This window comes from Cystobacter fuscus, from assembly GCF_044360685.1.
Taxonomy (GTDB): domain Bacteria; phylum Myxococcota; class Myxococcia; order Myxococcales; family Myxococcaceae; genus Cystobacter; species Cystobacter fuscus_C.
The window spans coordinates 176,771-193,301 of sequence record NZ_CP043491.1; the positions used below are offsets into that span (position 1 = coordinate 176,771).

Sequence of the window (16,531 nt, forward strand, 5' to 3'; positions counted from 1 at the left end):
GACGGGAGCCGGGTGCTCCCCGTTCAAGCAGACAAGAGCGACTTCCCACCACTTAGGTGGGCGCGATATAGCGATGTCTCATGTCGGATACCTCCTTCGTCTTCAACCACACCGTTCAGGGACTGTTCTCCCGTGCCTTTCCCCAGGGTGTGCCCGCGTCGCTCAAGGAGAAGCTGCGCGCGGCGGGGGTGGACCTGGACAAGCCTCTGTTGCCCGCCTACCCCATCAAGACGTGGAGCCAGTGCGTCGCGCTCAGCGCTCCGGTGGCCTTCCCGAACGAGCTGCCGTCGGTGGCGTGGCACAAGCTGGGCGAGCGGATGATCGACGGCTATCAGGAGACGATGATCGGCCGCGCGATGTTCGCCTCGCTGCGGCTGCTCGGGCCCCGGCGCATGTTGCAGCGTGCCAAGCGCAGCTTCCGCTCGGGCAACAACTACACCGAGGTCCAGTTCACCGACGTCTCCGAGACGGAGATGGACCTGTGGTTCAACGAGACCGATGAGGTGCTGCGCCACTTCACCGCGGGCCTGGTGATGGCGGGCATGCGCATGGGCGGCGCCGAGCTGCCCCGGGTGGGCATCCTTCACACCGACGCCCGGGGCGTGACGTTCCGGGCCTCGTGGGCGCAGAAGGGGGCCGCCGCCCGGGCCCACGTGGGCGGCCCTCCCGCTTGAGTCGGGCGGGAGTGCTCAGCGCGCCGAGAGCAGCTCCACGTCGAAGATGAGCACGGAGTTGGGCGGGATGGCGTAGTTGCCCTGCTCGCCATAGCCCAGGTCGGAAGGGATGACGAGCCGGCGCTTGCCGCCCACCTTCATGCCTACCAGGCCCTCGTCCCACCCCCGGATGACCCGGCCCTGGCCGAGGATGAAGACGAAGGGGGCGCGATCCTGGCTGGTGTCGAAGAGCGTGCCGTCGGGCAGCCAGCCGGAGTAGTTCACCTCCAGGCGGCGGCCGTTGGTGGCCTCGAGGCCGGTGCCCACCTCCTGATCCTGCGTGTAGAGGCCGGACTCGCTGCGGTTCATGGCGGTCAGGTCCACGCCCAGCGCGGGTGCGTAGGTGACCTTGGTGGGGTCTCCCGAGCCCGTATCGCACGCGGCCACGGAGAGCAGGAGACAGAGGGAGAGCAGGGGGGACGGACGCGTCATGGACGGGGACCTTCCTGTGTGGAGCAGAAGCGGGCGCACCCTATCAGCGGCGCCGGGCGCGCGAGCCACCCGCGGCCCATTGGTAGCCCACGGTGGAGCCCGAGCCGATGAAGCCCAGCGCGATGGCCTTTCGGAAGGACTCGAGCGCGTCGCGGTTGCCCACCACCTCCTCCATCACGCCATGGAGGGCCACGCCGAGCAGCATGCCCACGGCCGCGCCGCCCAGGGCGCCGAGGAAGGCCTGGCCCTGACCGCCCCCACCGGCGAGCTCGCCCACGCCCCAGGTACCCAGGGCCGCCAGGGGAGGGGTGAGCACCAGCCCCGCGCCGAACGCCGCCACGTCCGCTTCCGCCCACCGGCCGCCGGCCTCCGGGGGCTGGAGGAAGAGCAGCGAGCCGGGCAGTGCCCCCACCGCGCTGCCCGCCGCCGTCTGGGCCGCTGTCACCCAGAGGCGCTCGCCGTCCAGCCGGCTCGCTCCATAGAGACCCCCGAGCGGCACCAGCGTGAAGGCGCCGTACACCGCCCAGGCGCCCGCGGGCACCGGGGCATCCAGGGCCATCTGCGGCGAGGCGTTCACCGGCCTGCGCCCGAGGGGCCGCTGGGCGGGCAGTGGCGGCTCGATGTTCAGCGGGGCGTCCCCGCCCTCCGGCATCAGCGCCAGCCGCGTGGGCTCGTCCCCGGTGCCGGGGGTGGGCTCCTGCGCCGCCGGCGAGACGAGCGGGCACAGCAGCAGGAGCAGCGAGGCGAGAGGTGTGAAGACAGGGCGGCTCATGGTGTCTGGACGAGGGCGTGAATGCTTTGTGAAGGCGCTGGGTGAATGTTCTTTCCGGCCCTGGGGCAGGGATGGGACCGGGTGGGCGCACCGTCCACCCGGAGCCCGCGGCGCGGCGCCCGTCAGCGGACAAAGCGGGGGCCCATGTGTCGCCGGGTGGACGCACCGGGGGGTCCCGGGGTCCAGGGCCCAGGGCCGTGACTAGCTTTCGCGGGTGAAAACCTGTTGGCCGCTGCTCGTCCTCGCCGTACTTCTCGCGGGCTGTCCGCTGCCCAATCACCGGCACGCGCTGCGCATCCGCGACGACATCCCCGTCACCCCCGAGGGCCGCTCCCTGGCGTGGTACCAGACGGTGGGCGTGGAGCTGGAGCCCGGCAATGAGGTGGAGCTCGTCAACAACGGCCACGTGTTCGACGTGCTCGAGCGGGAGATCCGCGCGGCGCGCTCGAGCATCCACATCCTCGTCTACATCTGGCGCGCGGGAGACCCGTCGGATCGCATCATCCAGGCGCTGCGCGAGCGCCGGCCCGGGGTGGCGTGCCGCATCCTGGTGGATCCCCTGGGCAGCATGCGCTTCGAGAACACCGTGGGGCCGCACCTGGTGGCGGCCGGGTGCGAGGTGCGCATCTTCCGGCCCCTGCAGGGCACCCTGTCGGCGTTGGACCTCAAGCGCTTCCAGTCGCGGCTGCACCGCAAGGTGGCCGTCTTCGACGGAGAGAGCGGCGTCACGGGCGGCTGGGGCATCTGGAAGGCGTGGCTCGGCGAGGGGCTCGAGCCCGAGCAGTGGCGCGACGCGAGCCTCTGGGTGAAGGGCCCCGCGGTGCGCGGCATGCAGCTGGCCTTCGCGCAGAACTGGCAGGAGGCCGGTGGCGGCATGCTGCCCGCCGAGGCCTTTCCCGACTCCATCCCCTCCGCCGGGCAGGCGCGCGCGGGCTTCGTCACCCACACCGGTGCTCCCGTGCTCACCAACGCCGAGCGCATGACGCTGCTCGCCATCGCCTCGGCGAAGCGGCGGCTGTGGATCTCCAACTCCTACTTCATCCCCACCGGCCCCATGCAGGACATGCTCATCGCCAAGGTGAAGGCGGGGGTGGACGTGCGGGTGCTCACCCCCGGAGGCCGCCACCACGACGTGGGCCCGGTGCTCGCGGGGCAGCTCGCCATCTATGACCGGCTGCTCGAGCACGGGGTGCGCATCTTCGAGTACCAGGTGTCGATGATGCATTCCAAGACACTGCTCGTGGACGACGAGCTGTCCATGGTGGGCTCGACGAACCTGGATCCGCTCGCGCTGAGCGCCGAGGAGGGCTCACTGGTGGTGGATGACGCGCGGATGGCCGGGCAGCTCGCCCAGGCGTTCGAGGAGGACTTGAAGCATTCCGTCGAGGTCCGCTGGGATTCCTGGCGCCGCCGTGGCCTCTTCAAACGCTTGTCCGAGCGGGTGACGATCCTCTTCGGCGAATACCTCTGACTCCCGGGAAGCCGCCCAGCAACCGGGCAACCAGGGGCTTCGTGGCTCCGCGTGTCATCGGATGGGCGTGCTCGTCACCGGCTCGCTCGCCGCCGATTCCCCGGTTAAGCTGGGTCAATTAACCGGGGGGCGAGATGGCGGGGCGGTGGATTCACGCCTTCCATACACGCTTCACCGCGGGAGGGCGGACATGGAAGGCGCCATGGGTTTTCTCAAGAGCTTCTTGGCGATGTACCAAGACGAGCGCTTCTTCCTCGTTGGCGTCTGTTCGACGCTCTTGAGTGTGGGTGCTTTCCTCGCCTTCGCGCTGCCCTGGACGTGGGTGGCCTACAAGGACCCCGAGTCCCTGCGACGCTACCGGGTGCAGGGGCGCGACTTCCCCATCAAGCACTGGTTCTGGCCCTCGCTGGGCCGCCTGGCCATCAACAGCCTGCTGTCGTTCCTCGGGCTGGTGCTCGCCTGGCCCCTCATGCGCCACCTGTCGGGCATCCACATGGGGGCGCTGCCCCCCTGGTACGTGATGGTGGCGCAGATCGCCTTCTTCATCGTCCTGGACGACTTCCTCTATTACTGGATGCACCGGACGCTCCACACCCCGTGGCTGTACAAGCACGTCCACTCGGTACACCACCGCATCACCATCCCCTTCGCGCTCACCGGCAATTACATGCACGCCGTCGAGTTCGTGGCGACCTCGACGCTGGTGCTCATCGGGCCCTCGCTCGTGGGCGCGCACGTGGTGACGCTGTGGGCGTGGATCATCTTCCGGCAGTTCGAGGCGGCCGATGGCCACTGCGGCTACGACGTGCCGTGGAACCCGGGGCTGCTCGTGCCCTTCTACAAGGGCGCGGCCTACCACGACTTCCATCACCGGCGGTTCTTCGGCAACTACGCCGGCTTCTTCGCCTACCTGGACAAGCTCTTCGGTGGCACCTACTCCAAGGGCTATGAGGAGTACCGCCGGGCCCACCAGCATGGCGCCTCGCCGGAGCCCAAGCCCCAGCCTCAGCCCCAACCCCAGCCGGAGCCCTGAGCCCGCGCGGCCCCTCGCCATCCGCGAGTGAACGTGGGCCTGGACGCGGGGTGCTGCTCCCTGTTGACCAGTCATCAGCCCCTCGTCCCCCGGTGGGGTGCTGCCCTGGAGCCCCGGAAGAGGGTTCCTAGCTTCCCTGGGAATCCAGCTGAGGGGAGTGTGGGGGTATGCAGGGGCTCGAGAGGACGTGGGACGGGGGGAGTCTCCCGGTGGCACGGGAGCGGTGGGTGTTCGAGCACACGGTGCAGGGACTCTTCCGGAGCGCGTTGGGGAGCCGGTTGTCGGCCCCGGCGCTCGAGGCGCTGAACCAGGTGGGCATCGACCTGTCCAGGCCGCTGCTGCCCGCCTACTCCAGTGAGACATGGGTGCACGCCCTGCGCATCGCCGCCGCGGATCTGTTCCCGGGCCAGCCGCCCGAGGCGTCCTGGCGCCGGCTTGGCCAGGAAGTCATCCACGGCCTGGTACACACGCTCGTGGGCAACGCCATGGTGAACGTGGCCACGCTGCTCGGGCCGCTGCGCTTCCTGCGCCGGCTCAATCCCACCCTGCGCAACGCGGACAACTACGTGGAGTCTCGCGTCGAGGAGCTCGGCCCCACCTCGTGCGAGGTGTGGATCAACGAGGTGATGGAGCAGCCGGCCTACCACCAGGGCCTGCTCGAGGCCCTCGTCGCGCTCGCCGGTGGCCGCGACGTGCGCGCCCGCTTCCTGTCCTCCGAGGGCCCGGGTGCGCGCTTCCTCGTGGAGTGGGAGGCCCCCGAGACGAGGTGATGTCCACCCACATGGGTAATCGGGGACTCAGCGGGTCCCGGCTTCGGCGATGGAGTCCGGTTGATCCGGTCTGCGAGGCCTGACGGGTTTGGGGCATACTCCGGCGGCGGGCGCCGGGGCAGCCCGAATCCATGCCGAGCATGTCCACGAGGATGTTGGGAGCACAAGGAGCCGGAACGTCGCGGCCGCGGGAGGGGGCGCGCGTGGGCTTCGCGATCCGGCTGCTGGCCGTGCTGGACGCGATGCTGTCCGAGCGGCTGCGCTGTGCTTCGAGCCAGGAGCTGGACCGGGGTCGGCTGCTGGTGGCGACCACCAGCGTGATGCTGCTGTGCGACGTGTTGTTCCTGCTCTTCTACGTGCCCGTGCTGCCAGCCCCGGGCATGGTGCCCATGGGGATGGTGTGCGGCCTGGGGTATGGGCTCTCGCTGCTGACGCTGCGCTGGGGCGCCACCACGCGTCCCGCGGCGCTGGTGGTGTGCACGATGCTCACCGGCGGCGTCATGGTCGCCGCGCTGAACGTGAAGGACACGCCCGAGGGAGCGCATCCCATCTGCATGCTCATCCCCCTGCTGTCCGTCTACCTGCTGGGACCGCGTCCGGGCCTGTTCTTCACGCTGGTGGGGGGGCTGAACGCGGCCGTGGTGGTGCCGCTGGTGCACGCGCGGATGCCGGGGCTCGGGGTGCGCAACTTCTTCACCGCCTTCTTCATGCTCGGGGCGTGGGCGCTGTGCTGCCTGCTCATCGTGGCGCGCGACCACGCCAACCGCGCGCTCGAGCAGGCCCTGCGGGCGCAGCGCGAGCATGAGCGCAAGCTGACGAGCCTGCTGGAGAACACCGAGGACGTCGTGTGCTCGGTGGATGCCCAGGGGCGGCTCATCGCGGCCAACACGGCGCTCGTGGAGGTGTACCGGGAGCTGCTCGGGGAGGAGCCGGAGCCGGGCAAGCCCTTGCTGCCCCCCGGCGCGCCCGAGTCGCTGCGCAAGCGCTGGGAGGCGTGCTGCGCGAAGGTCTTCTCCGGCAGGCGCGTGCGCTTCGAGGCCTCGCCCTCCACGCTCAAACACCCGCGCGTGTTGGACCTGTCGCTCACCCCGGTGCTCGACGCCGCGGGCCGGGTGGTGGGAATGACCTTGTTCGGCCGCGACATCTCCGACCGCAAGGAGGCCGAGGCGCGCCTGGGGGAGATGCACCGCAACCTGCTGGACGTGTCCCGGCGGGCGGGCATGGCGGAGATCGCCACCGGGGTGCTGCACAACGTGGGCAACGCGCTCAACAGCGTCAACGTGTCGGTGAACCTGCTGGCCGAGCGGCTCCACCAGTCGCGCGTGCCCGGCGGCCTCCAACGCGCCACGGGCCTCTTGCGCGAGCACGAGGGGGACTTATGCGCCTTTTTCTCCCAGGACGCGCGCGGGCGGCAGCTGCCCGGCTATCTTGGGGCGCTCGCTGGTCAGCTCGCCGAGGAACGCGAGGAGTTCCTGGACGAGGTATGCACCCTGCAGAAGAGCGTGGAGCACATCAAGTCGGTGGTGAGCATGCAACAGGAGCACGCCCACTTCTCGGGCGTGGTGGAGCGCCTGGACGTGACGGAGTTGCTGGATGACGCGCTGCGGCTGCACGCCGTGTCCCTGGAGCGCCAGGGCATCGGGGTGCGGCGCGAGTACACCGAGGCGATGATGGTCCGGTTGGATCGACACAAGCTGTTGCAAATCCTCCTCAACCTGCTGACCAACGCGGGCCATGCCCTGATGGAGAGCGGGCGGCCGGACAAGCTGCTCACCATCCGGGTGGAGCGGGTGCCCCCCGAGCGGGTCCGTATCGCGGTGGAGGATAATGGGATAGGCATCGCGCCGGAGGATGCGCCGCGCTTGTTCACCCAGGGGTTCACGACGAAGAAGGATGGCCACGGGTTCGGCCTCCACATCAGCGCGCTGGCGGCACGGGAGATGGACGCGTTCCTCTCCTGCGCGAGCGAGGGCCGGGGTCACGGCGCCACCTTCACCATTGATCTGCCCATGTCGGGAGAGGAGAGCAGGGCATGACTGCCCCCACCATCACACCCAACCGCCGTATCCTCGTGGTGGACGACAACCAGGCCATCCACCAGGACTTCCGTAAGATTCTCTGCCCTCCGCCGGCCACCGCCGCGCTGGACGCCATGGAGGCCGCGCTCTTCGGGGACGTGGCGGCGGCGCCCGTGGACGCGGGCTTCGTGGTGGACTCGGCCTACCAGGGCGAGGAGGGCGTGGGGCTGGTGAAGGCCGCCCTGTCCCAGGGCAAGCCGTACGCGCTGGCCTTCGTGGACATCCGCATGCCCCCGGGCATCGACGGCGTGGAGACGGCGCTGCGTCTGTGGAAGGAAGACGAGGACCTGCAGGTGGTGCTCTGCTCGGCCTACTCCGACTACTCCTGGGAGGAGATGACGCAGCGGCTGGGCATCAGCCAGCGCCTGCTCATCCTGCGCAAGCCCTTCGACAACATCGAGGTGCGTCAGCTCGCGCACGCCCTCAGCGAGAAGTGGAGCCTCCTGCGCCAGAGCCACAAGCGCATGGAGGACCTCAAGCAGGAGGTGCAGGAGTGGACGCGCGAGCTGGCGGTGGCCAATGATCGGCTGCGCAAGGAGATGGAGGATCGCGCCAAGCTCGAGGCCCGGCTGGTGCAGGCCCAGCGCCTGGAGGCGCTCGGGCGGCTGACGGCGGGACTGGCGCATGAAATCAACAACCCCTTGAGCGTCATCATGGCGAGCGTGGGCTTCTTGCGCTCGGAGCTGGACGAGTCCACCAAGGGGGGACGGCCGGTGGACGCGAGCGAGCTGAGCGACGTGTGCGCCGACGCGCTCATCGGCGCCGAGCGCATCCTGCGCATCGTCAATGACTTCCGGCTCTTCTCCCGGCTGGACGGTGAGCCGCAGAAGCAGGTGGACCTGCGCGACGTGCTCGACCACGCGCTCAGCGGGGCGAGCTACAACCTGGGGCCCCGGGCGCGGGTGATCCGCGACTTCCAGGACGTCCCCCCGGTGTGGGGCAGCGAGCAGGGCCTGGAGCAGGTCTTCCTCGGGCTGCTCAACAACGCCGGCTACGCCATCAAGGAGGGCGCCGAGCCCCAGGTGAGCATCAGCGCGCACCAGCGCGAGGACTGGGTGCTGGTGGAGGTGCGCGACAACGGGGTGGGGATTCCGCCCGAGCACCTGGGCCGCATCTTCGATCCCTTCTTCACGACGAAGCCGCCGGGCACGGGCACGGGCCTGGGCCTGTCCATCTGCTACGGCATCATCTCGGGGCTGGGGGGCGCCATCGAGGTGGACAGCGCGCCGGGCAAGGGCTCCACCTTCCGGGTGAAGCTGCCCCGGGCTCCCGCCGAGTCATCCTCGGCCTCGGTGTAGCGCGATGGCGGCCGCGGGGTCCGAAGTGCTCATCCGTCCCGCCCGGGTCGAGGACGCCCCGGCCCTCGGCCGCATGGGGGGCCGGCTCGTGCGGATGCACCACGCCCTGGACACCCGGCGCTTCATGTTGCCGGGAGGGGACGTGGAGTCCGGCTACCAGTGGTGGCTCGGCCGGGAGCTCGCGCACGGACGCGCCGTGGTGCTCGTGGCCGAGCGGGAGGGCGAGCTGGTGGGCTACGCCTATGGCACCGCGGAGTCTCGGGATTGGAACGCCCTGCGCGACGCCCATGGCGAGCTGCATGACTTGTGGGTGGAGGAGTCCGCGCGGGGCGCCGGGGTGGGGGCGCGGCTGGCCGAGGAGGTGGTGCGGCGGCTGCGCGCCCTGGGCGTGCCGCGGGTGATGCTGATGGCCGCGGTGGGCAACGAGTCCGCGCGGCGGCTCTTCGAGCGGCTCGGCTGGCGCCCCACCATGGTGGAGATGACGCGCGAGCTGGAGCCGCCGGACGGGGAGTGAGCCCGGTGGCTCCTGCCGGGAAGTGGATGCTTCGCGGTGGGCGGCTGGCGGGTGGTGGACAAGCTGCCCCGCGGTCGTAGAGGGACATGTGGATGCGGTGCGTACCGTCGTTCTGCTCCCCGGGTCTTCCAGGCCCGGCCGAGAAGCGGAGGTCGCCGTGCCCGTGTTTCCGCCCCACCCGAATGTCCTGACCCTCGTCGCTCCAGCGCAAGGCCGCCTCCGGGCGCCTGGGGCGCCGAGCGCCGTGGAGGACGGGAGCGCGTACTTTCCCCAGTCGGTGGCGTCGGGAGAGCCCGGCGCGGATGGCGTGGTGTTGTGGACGCGCGCGGTGGACCCCTCCCACCCGGGCACCCCGCTCGTGCTCACCCTCCAGGTGGCCCGGGACGAGCACTTCGAGCACCGGGTGCTGGAGGTGCCGGGGCTGTGCACCACGCCCGTGCGCGACCACACCCTGAAGGTGCGGGTGACGAACCTGGCGCCGAGCACGCGCTACCACTACCGCTTCGTCCTGGAGAAGAACGGCCGCTACCTGGGCTCTCCCCACGGCCGCACCCGCACGGGCCCGGCCCTCGCCTCGGACAGACCCTTGCACTTCGTGGTGGCCAGCTATCGGGATCTGCTGGGCTCTGGCGATGACACCGGCCGGCGCCTGCCGCGGCACGAGGAGGATCTCGACTTCATCCTCCTGCTGGGGGACTCGCTCCACGAGGACGGCTCCTTCCGCGGCCTGTCGGCCCGGGCGCGCCGGGACTTGTGCCGTGCCTGGCGCACCCACCCGGTGGTGCGGCAGGTGCACGCGCAGCACCCCTTCCTCGTGCTCTGGGAGGGGGACGTGCCGGGCTCCGGGTGGGAAGACAACACGCGGCGCATCCTGTGCGACTACCTGCCCATCCGTCCGTCCTGGGAGCTGTTCGCCGGACCGGCTCGCCCGGTGGCGCGGCCCGTCATGTCCGCGGCGCGTCCCTCCCGCCGCGAACGTCCCTGGCGCCTGCCGTTCGCGGCCTGAGCCGAGGGGGGCCAGGGCTCAGGCGACCCGGCGGGTGGAGTCCGTCGGGGTCTGCTGCCCCGGAGGCGGGGGCGGCACCCGGCCCACCGGCTTGAGGTTCCAGCGGTCCTGCAGTTGCTGCGGAATGTGGAAGTGGGTGCGCTGGCCCCGGGCTTCCGCCCGCAGCATCGCCTCGACGATGTCCTTGCTGAGCAGCCGCAGCAGCCGGGCCGGCAGGAAGGTGTGATCGCCCACCCAGTCGGTCAGCCCCTCCGTGAGCCCCTCCATGGAGGGGATGGCCTGGGCGATGCTGGCCGTCCAGTCGGGCCGGGGCACGTGCAGCATGTCCGCCACGTTGAGGCCTCCCCATTGGTCCTGATCCAGGAAGAAGTGGATCATGCTCGCGGGCAGTCCCTCGAGGAAGTCGGGCACCAGCTCCTTCATGCCCTCGATGAGGGCGGCCGTCATGGTGATGCCCTCGGGGGAGGGTTGGATCTGCCGCTCGCGCACGAGCCGGGTGAGCTGGCGTGCCTCGTCCCCGTCCTCGGGCAGCAGCCGCTCGTCCACACCGAGGATGCGCCCCACGGCGCTCCAGGCGTAGATCCACGCCTCCTGCTGGGCGGGGTCCAGTTCGATGCGCAACGCGCGCAGGCCCTCGAGCACCACATGGGCGAACGTCATCAACGTGCCGGCCATGTCCTCCTGGTTGATGGGCTCGCCCAGCTCCCGCGCGTCCCAGGGCTGGCGCCGGTCATGGCGGATCATGTGGCGGATGGCCGCGTGCACCAGCCGCACCTTCTGCGTGGTGCGCACCCCGCGGCCGTCGGGCTCCAGGCCTCCCTGGCTCATCACATCCACCACCATCTGCGCGGTCTCGAAGACGCGGCGCACGGGCTGGTGGCGCAGCGAGCCCGTGCGGTGGAGCACCTGTACGCCCTTGCGCGCCGCGTACGCCGCCGGCAGGGAGTAGAAGCCGAGGATCATCATCACCTCGGGGCCGTAGCACTCGAAGACTTCCTGGCCCTGGCGCAGCTTGCCGGTGTCCAGCCGTGGCACGCACGCCTTCGTGCGCAGCAGGTATTCCATCACATACACAGGCAACTGGTTCGAGGGCAGATCGCCGTTGCTCACCAGGGTGCTCATCAAGTGATTGACCGCGCCGACCTTTCCATCCGCGAACAGCGTCTCGATGACTCCGTCGGCGAGCGGATCCGTCCTCGTGCGCATCGCGTCCAGGAAGTCGTGAGTCCAGAGGCTCGACGGCATGTATGTCACTCCTCGCGGGCGCTCTGCTGAACCGCTCCCCCCCCGCGGCAGGACAGCTTAATGCAGCTGCTCCCGCCGTGCCGGGAGGCCGTGCCCGCTCGGGGGAGATTCAGCGTGGCCGCCACGGGAAGTGTCGCGGGGTGTCTCCTCCCTCGAGGGTTTGTATCAACCCGTGAGCACCCCACCGGCTGTCCGGCCGCGTCACTGTCTCCAAGGGGAACGGTGGGGGCGGACCCGGAGACCTGTACCTGGGGACGACCCGCGAGGACTCACTCAATTCGAGGTGGACACGAGCGCCGTCGTCCCACTGGGCAGCACCAGCTGGGTGTAGCGCGCGGTGATGCGCAGGCGCTTCTTGTAGAAGAGGAAGCCGCCCTCGGCCTCCACATGCAGCGTGTCGAGCACCTGGCCCACGCCCGGCTGCGGACGGAACTCCATGCGCACGTCCACGCGCTCGGCCATGTCCGGGAGGATGGACGGGCTGTAGTCCAGCCGCAGGAGCTGGCCGGTGCTCGGGTTCACCAGCGCCTCGCCCTTGTGCACCCAGGGCGCCTTGTCGTTGCGCGGCTCGAAGCGCAGGCGCACCCGCTGGGGATCCTTCGGATCCGGCCCCGCGAGCGAGAAGCGGTGCAGCGCCAGCGACGCGGAGGCGAAGGGCAGGTTCACCGAGCTGAACTCCGCGCGCCCCTGTCCCTTGCGCTGGCGCTCCTCCAGGTCCTTGCGCAGCGCCTCGGTGGCGTCCTCGCCGTCCTTGCTCGCCTGGAGGATTTCCCGGTGCTGCTGGCCATCCTTCAGCCGGAAGCGGTCCACCCGCTCCTGGACGTGCTTCACCTGGCCCTCCCCGTTCAGCTCCTCCATGCGCAGGGTGACCACCACCTGCTCCACCTTGCCGGCGAGCAGCTCCTCCATCCCCCACGTCGTCTCTCCCAGGCGCCGCGCCAGGGCCTCGGCGTCCCTGGGCACCAGGGGGGCCTCCATCGCCCACAAGGGCGCGGGGGCCAGCAGCAGGGTCACCACAGTCACCAGGGTGGAAAGACGAATCATGGAGCGGTCCTGGATGGGGAGTCTCGTGCCGGGCGGCGCGGTGGATCAGAATGCACCATGCGGCGGTGACGTGGAAGTGAGTAATCCAGGGAAGCCGCCCGTCTCCTCGCGACACGAACGACCAGGTGGTACAGGAGCACACCTGGTGCGGAAAATACTGATTTCACGACGTTTTTCGTGACGGGTGGTGGGTTGACGGCGGTGGCTGGAACGAGGCAGCGCCGGGCGAACGCGGGCGGAGGGGGAGCGCATCGGAGAACGGGCGGCTCGGGGCATACTGCGTCTGCACGGGCGAGGGGCCCGCGCTGTGAGGAATCGACGAGATGCGCCTTCCCGAACGACCCCGAGCGGTCATCACCGGAGCGGGCAGTGGACTGGGCCGGGCGCTGTGCCTCGCGTTGGCGCAGCGCCAGGGCCGGGTGCTGGTGTCGGACGTGAACGAGGCCGAGGCGCGGGAGACGGCGCGGCGCGTGGGGCAGGCGGGGGGGGAGGCGTGGGCGGTGGCCTGCGACGTGACGAAGCCCGAGCAGGTGGACGCGCTCGCGCGCGAGTGCGAGCGCGTGCTGGGCGGGGTGGACCTGGTGGTGAACAACGCGGGGGTGGCGGCGGCGGGCGAGGTGGGCCAGTTGCCGCTGGCGGAGTGGAAGCGGGTGCTGGACGTGAACCTGTGGGGGGTCATCCATGGCTGCCACAGCTTCGTGCCGCTGTTGCGCCGGCAGGGCTCGGGGCACGTGCTGAACGTGGCCTCGGCGGCGGGGCTGTTGTCGGCGCCCTTCCTGGCGCCCTACAACGTGTCCAAGGCGGCGGTGGTGTCGCTGTCGGAGACGCTGCTGGCGGAGCTCAAGCCGGTGGGCATTGGCGTGTCGGTGGTGTGTCCCACGTTCTTCCGCACCAACATCGCGGCCGCCTGGCTCGTGGGGCCGGACGAGGCGGGCCAGCGGCTGCAGGAGCTGGCGGCGACCCTGGTGGACAAGTCCCCGGTGGGGCCGGACGAGATCGCCCGGGCGTGTGTGCGGGGGGTGGAGGAGGACGAGTTCTACGTGGTGCCGATGCGGGTGGGCCGGTGGCTGTGGCGGCTCAAGCGGCTGTCTCCCGAGCGGATCGCCCAGGGAGGGCGCCTGCTGGAGAAGCTGGTGCGCTCGCGCATGGGGGGCGGCCGCGAGCGGTGAGCGGCGGGAATCGAAGCCGCTGGGGGGCTAGTTACTGTAGATTGTCATCCCAGTGCATCTCTCCATGTCGGAGAGGGGGGGACCCATGGGCGTGCTGAATCCAGATGAGAAGCTGATTGATTACGTGACGGACTATCGTTCGGGAACGATAGGCCTGTTGGGAGTCAATGATGCCTACGATCTGTATCTGGCCCAGCAGCGTTCCGGGAATTACATCCTGGTTGCCTTCATGAAGATTCAGTTTTTCTTCAAGGATGACGGGAAGCTGAGCTGGACGGCTTTTGAAAAAGTAGATTTTGTCAATCAGTGGCGGGCCGCGATACAGCAGACCTGGGGTGGGGGCCGCACAATCAAGACGCTGAAGTCTGGAAAGTCAGTCGGAGTTGATTTCCGGTTCCAAACCAAGATCGGAGGTTGGATGCTTGACCACTGGGAACTCACCGTCAAGAAGGTTCCGAAAGGCTCGTTCGACGTCAGCTCCGTCAACTCCGTTGGCGGTAATACTTCCCTGGACTCCGAAGATTTGACGTTTGCTGTCAAGCAACGAGACAAACTCACGGGTGCCATCTACAAGCAGCGGGGTGTCGTTCACGAGTTTGGTCATATGCTGGGGCTCGATGACGAGTACGAGAGTTCGAGCCCGCACAACAAGGATTATGCCTCGGTCATGAACAGCGGCGAGGTCATCATGCCGCGTCACGATGCTGTTTACATGGGATGGTTGAATGAGACGCTTCTGGCCAAGAAAATCACCTGAGCCCAGGCCTCTCCGGTGGGGCCTGCGCAACTGGACGGTGCTCTTCTCCATTTGCGCGCTCATTCTTTCCTGCAGCTCAATGTCCGACATGAAGAAAATTGAACCCTTGTGGCAGCAGGTCATCACCAGTCCAACCGCTAGCGAAGAGGAGAGCGCGGTCTCGAAGCTCAAAAAGCACATCACGCATGGACGCATTTCGTTCAAGACGGATGTCGTGGATGGGAGCGGGAACCGGATCGCCTATGCCGATCTCGCCCCCGACACCAAAATCCAGGAAGTTCACATTCAATTCTTCGCGGATGGCGCCATCTTCGAGGGTGCTCCCTGGAAGCCCAGGGATTTAGACAATCTATACCGCTTGTATCAGGAGTAGGGGTGCCTTCCTCTCCCAGGACTCATCTTCAGCATGTCGGCCTCGCTGGAGAAGCTGGTGCGCTCGCGCATGGGGGGGCCGCGAGCGGTGACGAGGGTCCTTGCGCGTCAGGTATCGCAGTCGACGTCGTTGTAGGCGAGGTACGGCTCGCCGGCGACGCTCTCGGTCTCCGCGTTGCCGCAGACTGCCTGGATCGAGACGGCGTTCTTGGTCGAGATCCACCAGGTGTCGGTGCCCGTGGGGTCGCCGTCGTCGATGTCGCCAGCGGCCAGTCCGGAGATGTTGCAGCCGATGCCCGTGGTGCAGCCGCCGAGGCCGGGCATGCCCGGGTTCGCGCCCTCGCCGTCGTACTGGATGCTGGTCGGTGTAATGGGAACGGGCATCGGGGCGCTGTTCGGGAACTCCGCCCCGTCGACGGTGACGCAGCTCGCGTACCAGGGGTCGATGACGCCCGATGCTTGGCGGATGATGCAGCTATTGACGTGTGAGAAGTAGTAGGCGTAGCGGTTGCCACGCTCGGGCGAGAAGCCCACGTCATGCACGAGCGCCGAGTACTTGCCGTACTCCTGGTAGTGGGCGCGCTGAGCGGAGAACCAGGTCTTCAGGTTGGCCTTGGCCTCCGCCTGTTTGGAGAGGCTCTGGCGCTTGAGGAAGTTCGGCAGGGCGATGGCGGCGAGGATGCCGATGATGACCAGCACGAGCATGAGTTCGATGAACGTGAAGCCTCGGTGCTTGCGAACGGTGAGACGGTGCATGGGTTTCCTTCTGGGGGCAATGAGGAGGGCGTCGCTTCGCGGGTGGAGTTCGTGCTCCAGGCCTCTCAGCACGAGCCATGCCAGTGCAGGCGGGCGGCCAGGCCCTCGGAATGAGGGGCCACTTCGGTGGGCCTGGGGGCGGGGAGTGACATTTTTCGGCGGACGGTGACGAATCGGGTCACTCCGTCCTCGAGGCAACGATGGAAGCGAAGAAGATTCGTCTGAGCAGGGAAAAGGAAACGTACCTCGCCACGCTGTACGGCAAGGCGATGGATGCCGCGGTCGACAATCCCATCCTCGGCGATCGATTCGCGGCGGACGCCACGGCGCGCATCGACTACGACTTCAAGGCGTTGAAGCTCCCGAAGGGGGGCGAGATCACCCTGCCGATGCGGGCCTGGCACTTCGACCAGTGGACGCGAGCGTTCCTCTCCGCGAACCCCGAGTCGACGGTCCTGCACCTTGGCTGCGGCCTGGACACCCGCGTGTACCGGATCGACCCGGGGCCGAAGGTCCGCTGGTTCGACGTCGACCTTCCCGACGTCATCGCCCTGCGCGAGCAGTTGTATCCGGAGCGCGAGGGCTACCGGCGGATTGGCGCCTCGGTGACCGAGCCCTCCTGGCTCGACGCGATCCCCGGAGACACGCCCGTGCTCGTCGTCGCCGAGGGACTGGTGATGTACCTGCACGAGAAGGACGGGACGGCGTTGTTCCGGCGGATCACCGAGCGGTTTCCGAGCGGGCAGCTCGCGTTCGACGGCTACAGCGGAGCGATGGTGCGCCTGGTCTCCCGCCTCGCGACGGTGCGCGGCGCGAAGGTCGAGCTCGTCTGGGGAGTCGACGATCCGCACGAACTCGAGAAGCAGGTCCCGAAGCTCCACCTCGCCGAGGACGTCTCGTTCCTGACGATGCCCGGGCTGGTCGAACGGCTGTCCAGGAACAGGTTCTCCGGGGCGATGCACGCAGTCATGGGCCGGCTGCCGTTCTATCGGCACCTGATCCGTCACCTGCGCTATGCGTTCTAGGGGACGGAGCGACTCGTCACCCAACCCGAGGACTTTTCGTCGATTCCCCTACGCCTGGGTGTCATCGCCATGGTCT

At 68.8% G+C, this 16,531-nt stretch carries 17 protein-coding genes; 12 read left to right on the plus strand and 5 right to left on the minus strand.

Going from position 1 to position 16,531, the window contains the following annotated elements:
- Positions 1 to 80 precede the first annotated feature (80 nt).
- The gene (locus F0U63_RS00730; RefSeq protein WP_395842657.1) at positions 81 to 674 is read left to right on the plus strand and encodes a DUF2378 family protein; all 594 of its coding nucleotides are present in this window, start codon (positions 81 to 83) and stop codon (positions 672 to 674) included.
- Between the two features lie 15 nt (positions 675 to 689).
- Here F0U63_RS00730 and F0U63_RS00735 read toward each other — a convergent pair whose 3' ends face one another.
- Together F0U63_RS00735 and F0U63_RS00740 are read right to left on the minus strand one after the other, a co-directional pair.
- Entirely contained in the window at positions 690 to 1,145 is a 456-nt protein-coding gene (locus F0U63_RS00735; RefSeq protein ID WP_395842658.1) for an FKBP-type peptidyl-prolyl cis-trans isomerase, read from the minus strand.
- Positions 1,146 to 1,188: 43 nt separating this feature from the next.
- A complete protein-coding gene (locus F0U63_RS00740; RefSeq protein ID WP_395842660.1) occupies positions 1,189 to 1,917 on the minus strand; it encodes a hypothetical protein in 729 nt (242 codons plus the stop codon).
- Positions 1,918 to 2,131: 214 nt separating this feature from the next.
- Between F0U63_RS00740 and F0U63_RS00745 the strand changes: the two genes are divergently transcribed.
- The 7 genes from F0U63_RS00745 (at position 2,132) to F0U63_RS00775 (ending at position 10,087) form a co-directional block, all read left to right on the plus strand.
- Positions 2,132 to 3,388 carry a phosphatidylserine/phosphatidylglycerophosphate/cardiolipin synthase family protein gene (locus F0U63_RS00745; protein WP_395842661.1) on the plus strand — a complete coding sequence of 419 codons (1,257 nt, stop codon included), beginning with the start codon at positions 2,132 to 2,134 and terminating at the stop codon, positions 3,386 to 3,388.
- Positions 3,389 to 3,590: 202 nt separating this feature from the next.
- A complete protein-coding gene (locus F0U63_RS00750) occupies positions 3,591 to 4,421 on the plus strand; it encodes a sterol desaturase family protein (protein ID WP_395842663.1) in 831 nt (276 codons plus the stop codon).
- Positions 4,422 to 4,630: 209 nt separating this feature from the next.
- The gene (locus tag F0U63_RS00755) at positions 4,631 to 5,191 is read left to right on the plus strand and encodes a DUF2378 family protein (protein WP_395842665.1); all 561 of its coding nucleotides are present in this window, start codon (positions 4,631 to 4,633) and stop codon (positions 5,189 to 5,191) included.
- 203 nt (positions 5,192 to 5,394) lie between these two features.
- Positions 5,395 to 7,227 (plus strand): ATP-binding protein, encoded by a 1,833-nt coding sequence (locus tag F0U63_RS00760; protein ID WP_395842666.1) that lies wholly within the window; start codon positions 5,395 to 5,397, stop codon positions 7,225 to 7,227.
- On the plus strand, positions 7,224 to 8,567 hold the full coding sequence (locus F0U63_RS00765; protein WP_395842668.1) for an ATP-binding protein: 1,344 nt from the start codon (positions 7,224 to 7,226) through the stop codon (positions 8,565 to 8,567). The genes F0U63_RS00760 and F0U63_RS00765 overlap by 4 nt, the downstream gene beginning before the upstream one ends.
- A gap of 4 nt (positions 8,568 to 8,571) precedes the next feature.
- On the plus strand, positions 8,572 to 9,081 hold the full coding sequence (locus F0U63_RS00770; RefSeq protein WP_395842670.1) for a GNAT family N-acetyltransferase: 510 nt from the start codon (positions 8,572 to 8,574) through the stop codon (positions 9,079 to 9,081).
- A 157-nt stretch (positions 9,082 to 9,238) separates the two neighbouring features.
- Positions 9,239 to 10,087 (plus strand): PhoD-like phosphatase N-terminal domain-containing protein, encoded by an 849-nt coding sequence (locus tag F0U63_RS00775; protein ID WP_395842672.1) that lies wholly within the window; start codon positions 9,239 to 9,241, stop codon positions 10,085 to 10,087.
- A gap of 18 nt (positions 10,088 to 10,105) precedes the next feature.
- Here the strand turns inward: F0U63_RS00775 and F0U63_RS00780 are convergent, their stop codons facing one another.
- Both F0U63_RS00780 and F0U63_RS00785 read right to left on the minus strand, forming a co-directional pair.
- Positions 10,106 to 11,332 (minus strand): oxygenase MpaB family protein, encoded by a 1,227-nt coding sequence (locus tag F0U63_RS00780; RefSeq protein WP_395842674.1) that lies wholly within the window; start codon positions 11,330 to 11,332, stop codon positions 10,106 to 10,108.
- A gap of 273 nt (positions 11,333 to 11,605) precedes the next feature.
- A complete protein-coding gene (locus F0U63_RS00785) occupies positions 11,606 to 12,376 on the minus strand; it encodes a hypothetical protein (protein ID WP_395842676.1) in 771 nt (256 codons plus the stop codon).
- Positions 12,377 to 12,699: 323 nt separating this feature from the next.
- Between F0U63_RS00785 and F0U63_RS00790 the strand changes: the two genes are divergently transcribed.
- The 3 genes from F0U63_RS00790 (at position 12,700) to F0U63_RS00800 (ending at position 14,675) form a co-directional block, all read left to right on the plus strand.
- Positions 12,700 to 13,545, plus strand: a complete 846-nt coding sequence (locus F0U63_RS00790; RefSeq protein WP_395842677.1) for an SDR family NAD(P)-dependent oxidoreductase — start codon at positions 12,700 to 12,702, stop codon at positions 13,543 to 13,545.
- An 85-nt stretch (positions 13,546 to 13,630) separates the two neighbouring features.
- Entirely contained in the window at positions 13,631 to 14,302 is a 672-nt protein-coding gene (locus F0U63_RS00795) for a hypothetical protein (protein ID WP_395842680.1), read from the plus strand.
- Between the two features lie 88 nt (positions 14,303 to 14,390).
- Positions 14,391 to 14,675: a hypothetical protein gene (locus F0U63_RS00800; protein ID WP_395842682.1), complete on the plus strand. Its 285-nt coding sequence runs from the start codon at positions 14,391 to 14,393 to the stop codon at positions 14,673 to 14,675.
- 107 nt (positions 14,676 to 14,782) lie between these two features.
- Here the strand turns inward: F0U63_RS00800 and F0U63_RS00805 are convergent, their stop codons facing one another.
- On the minus strand, positions 14,783 to 15,430 hold the full coding sequence (locus tag F0U63_RS00805) for a type IV pilin protein (RefSeq protein WP_395842684.1): 648 nt from the start codon (positions 15,428 to 15,430) through the stop codon (positions 14,783 to 14,785).
- A 200-nt stretch (positions 15,431 to 15,630) separates the two neighbouring features.
- On the opposite strand from F0U63_RS00805, the gene F0U63_RS00810 reads away from it, so the two are divergent.
- Entirely contained in the window at positions 15,631 to 16,455 is an 825-nt protein-coding gene (locus F0U63_RS00810) for a class I SAM-dependent methyltransferase (RefSeq protein WP_395842686.1), read from the plus strand.
- Positions 16,456 to 16,531: the final 76 nt, after the last annotated feature.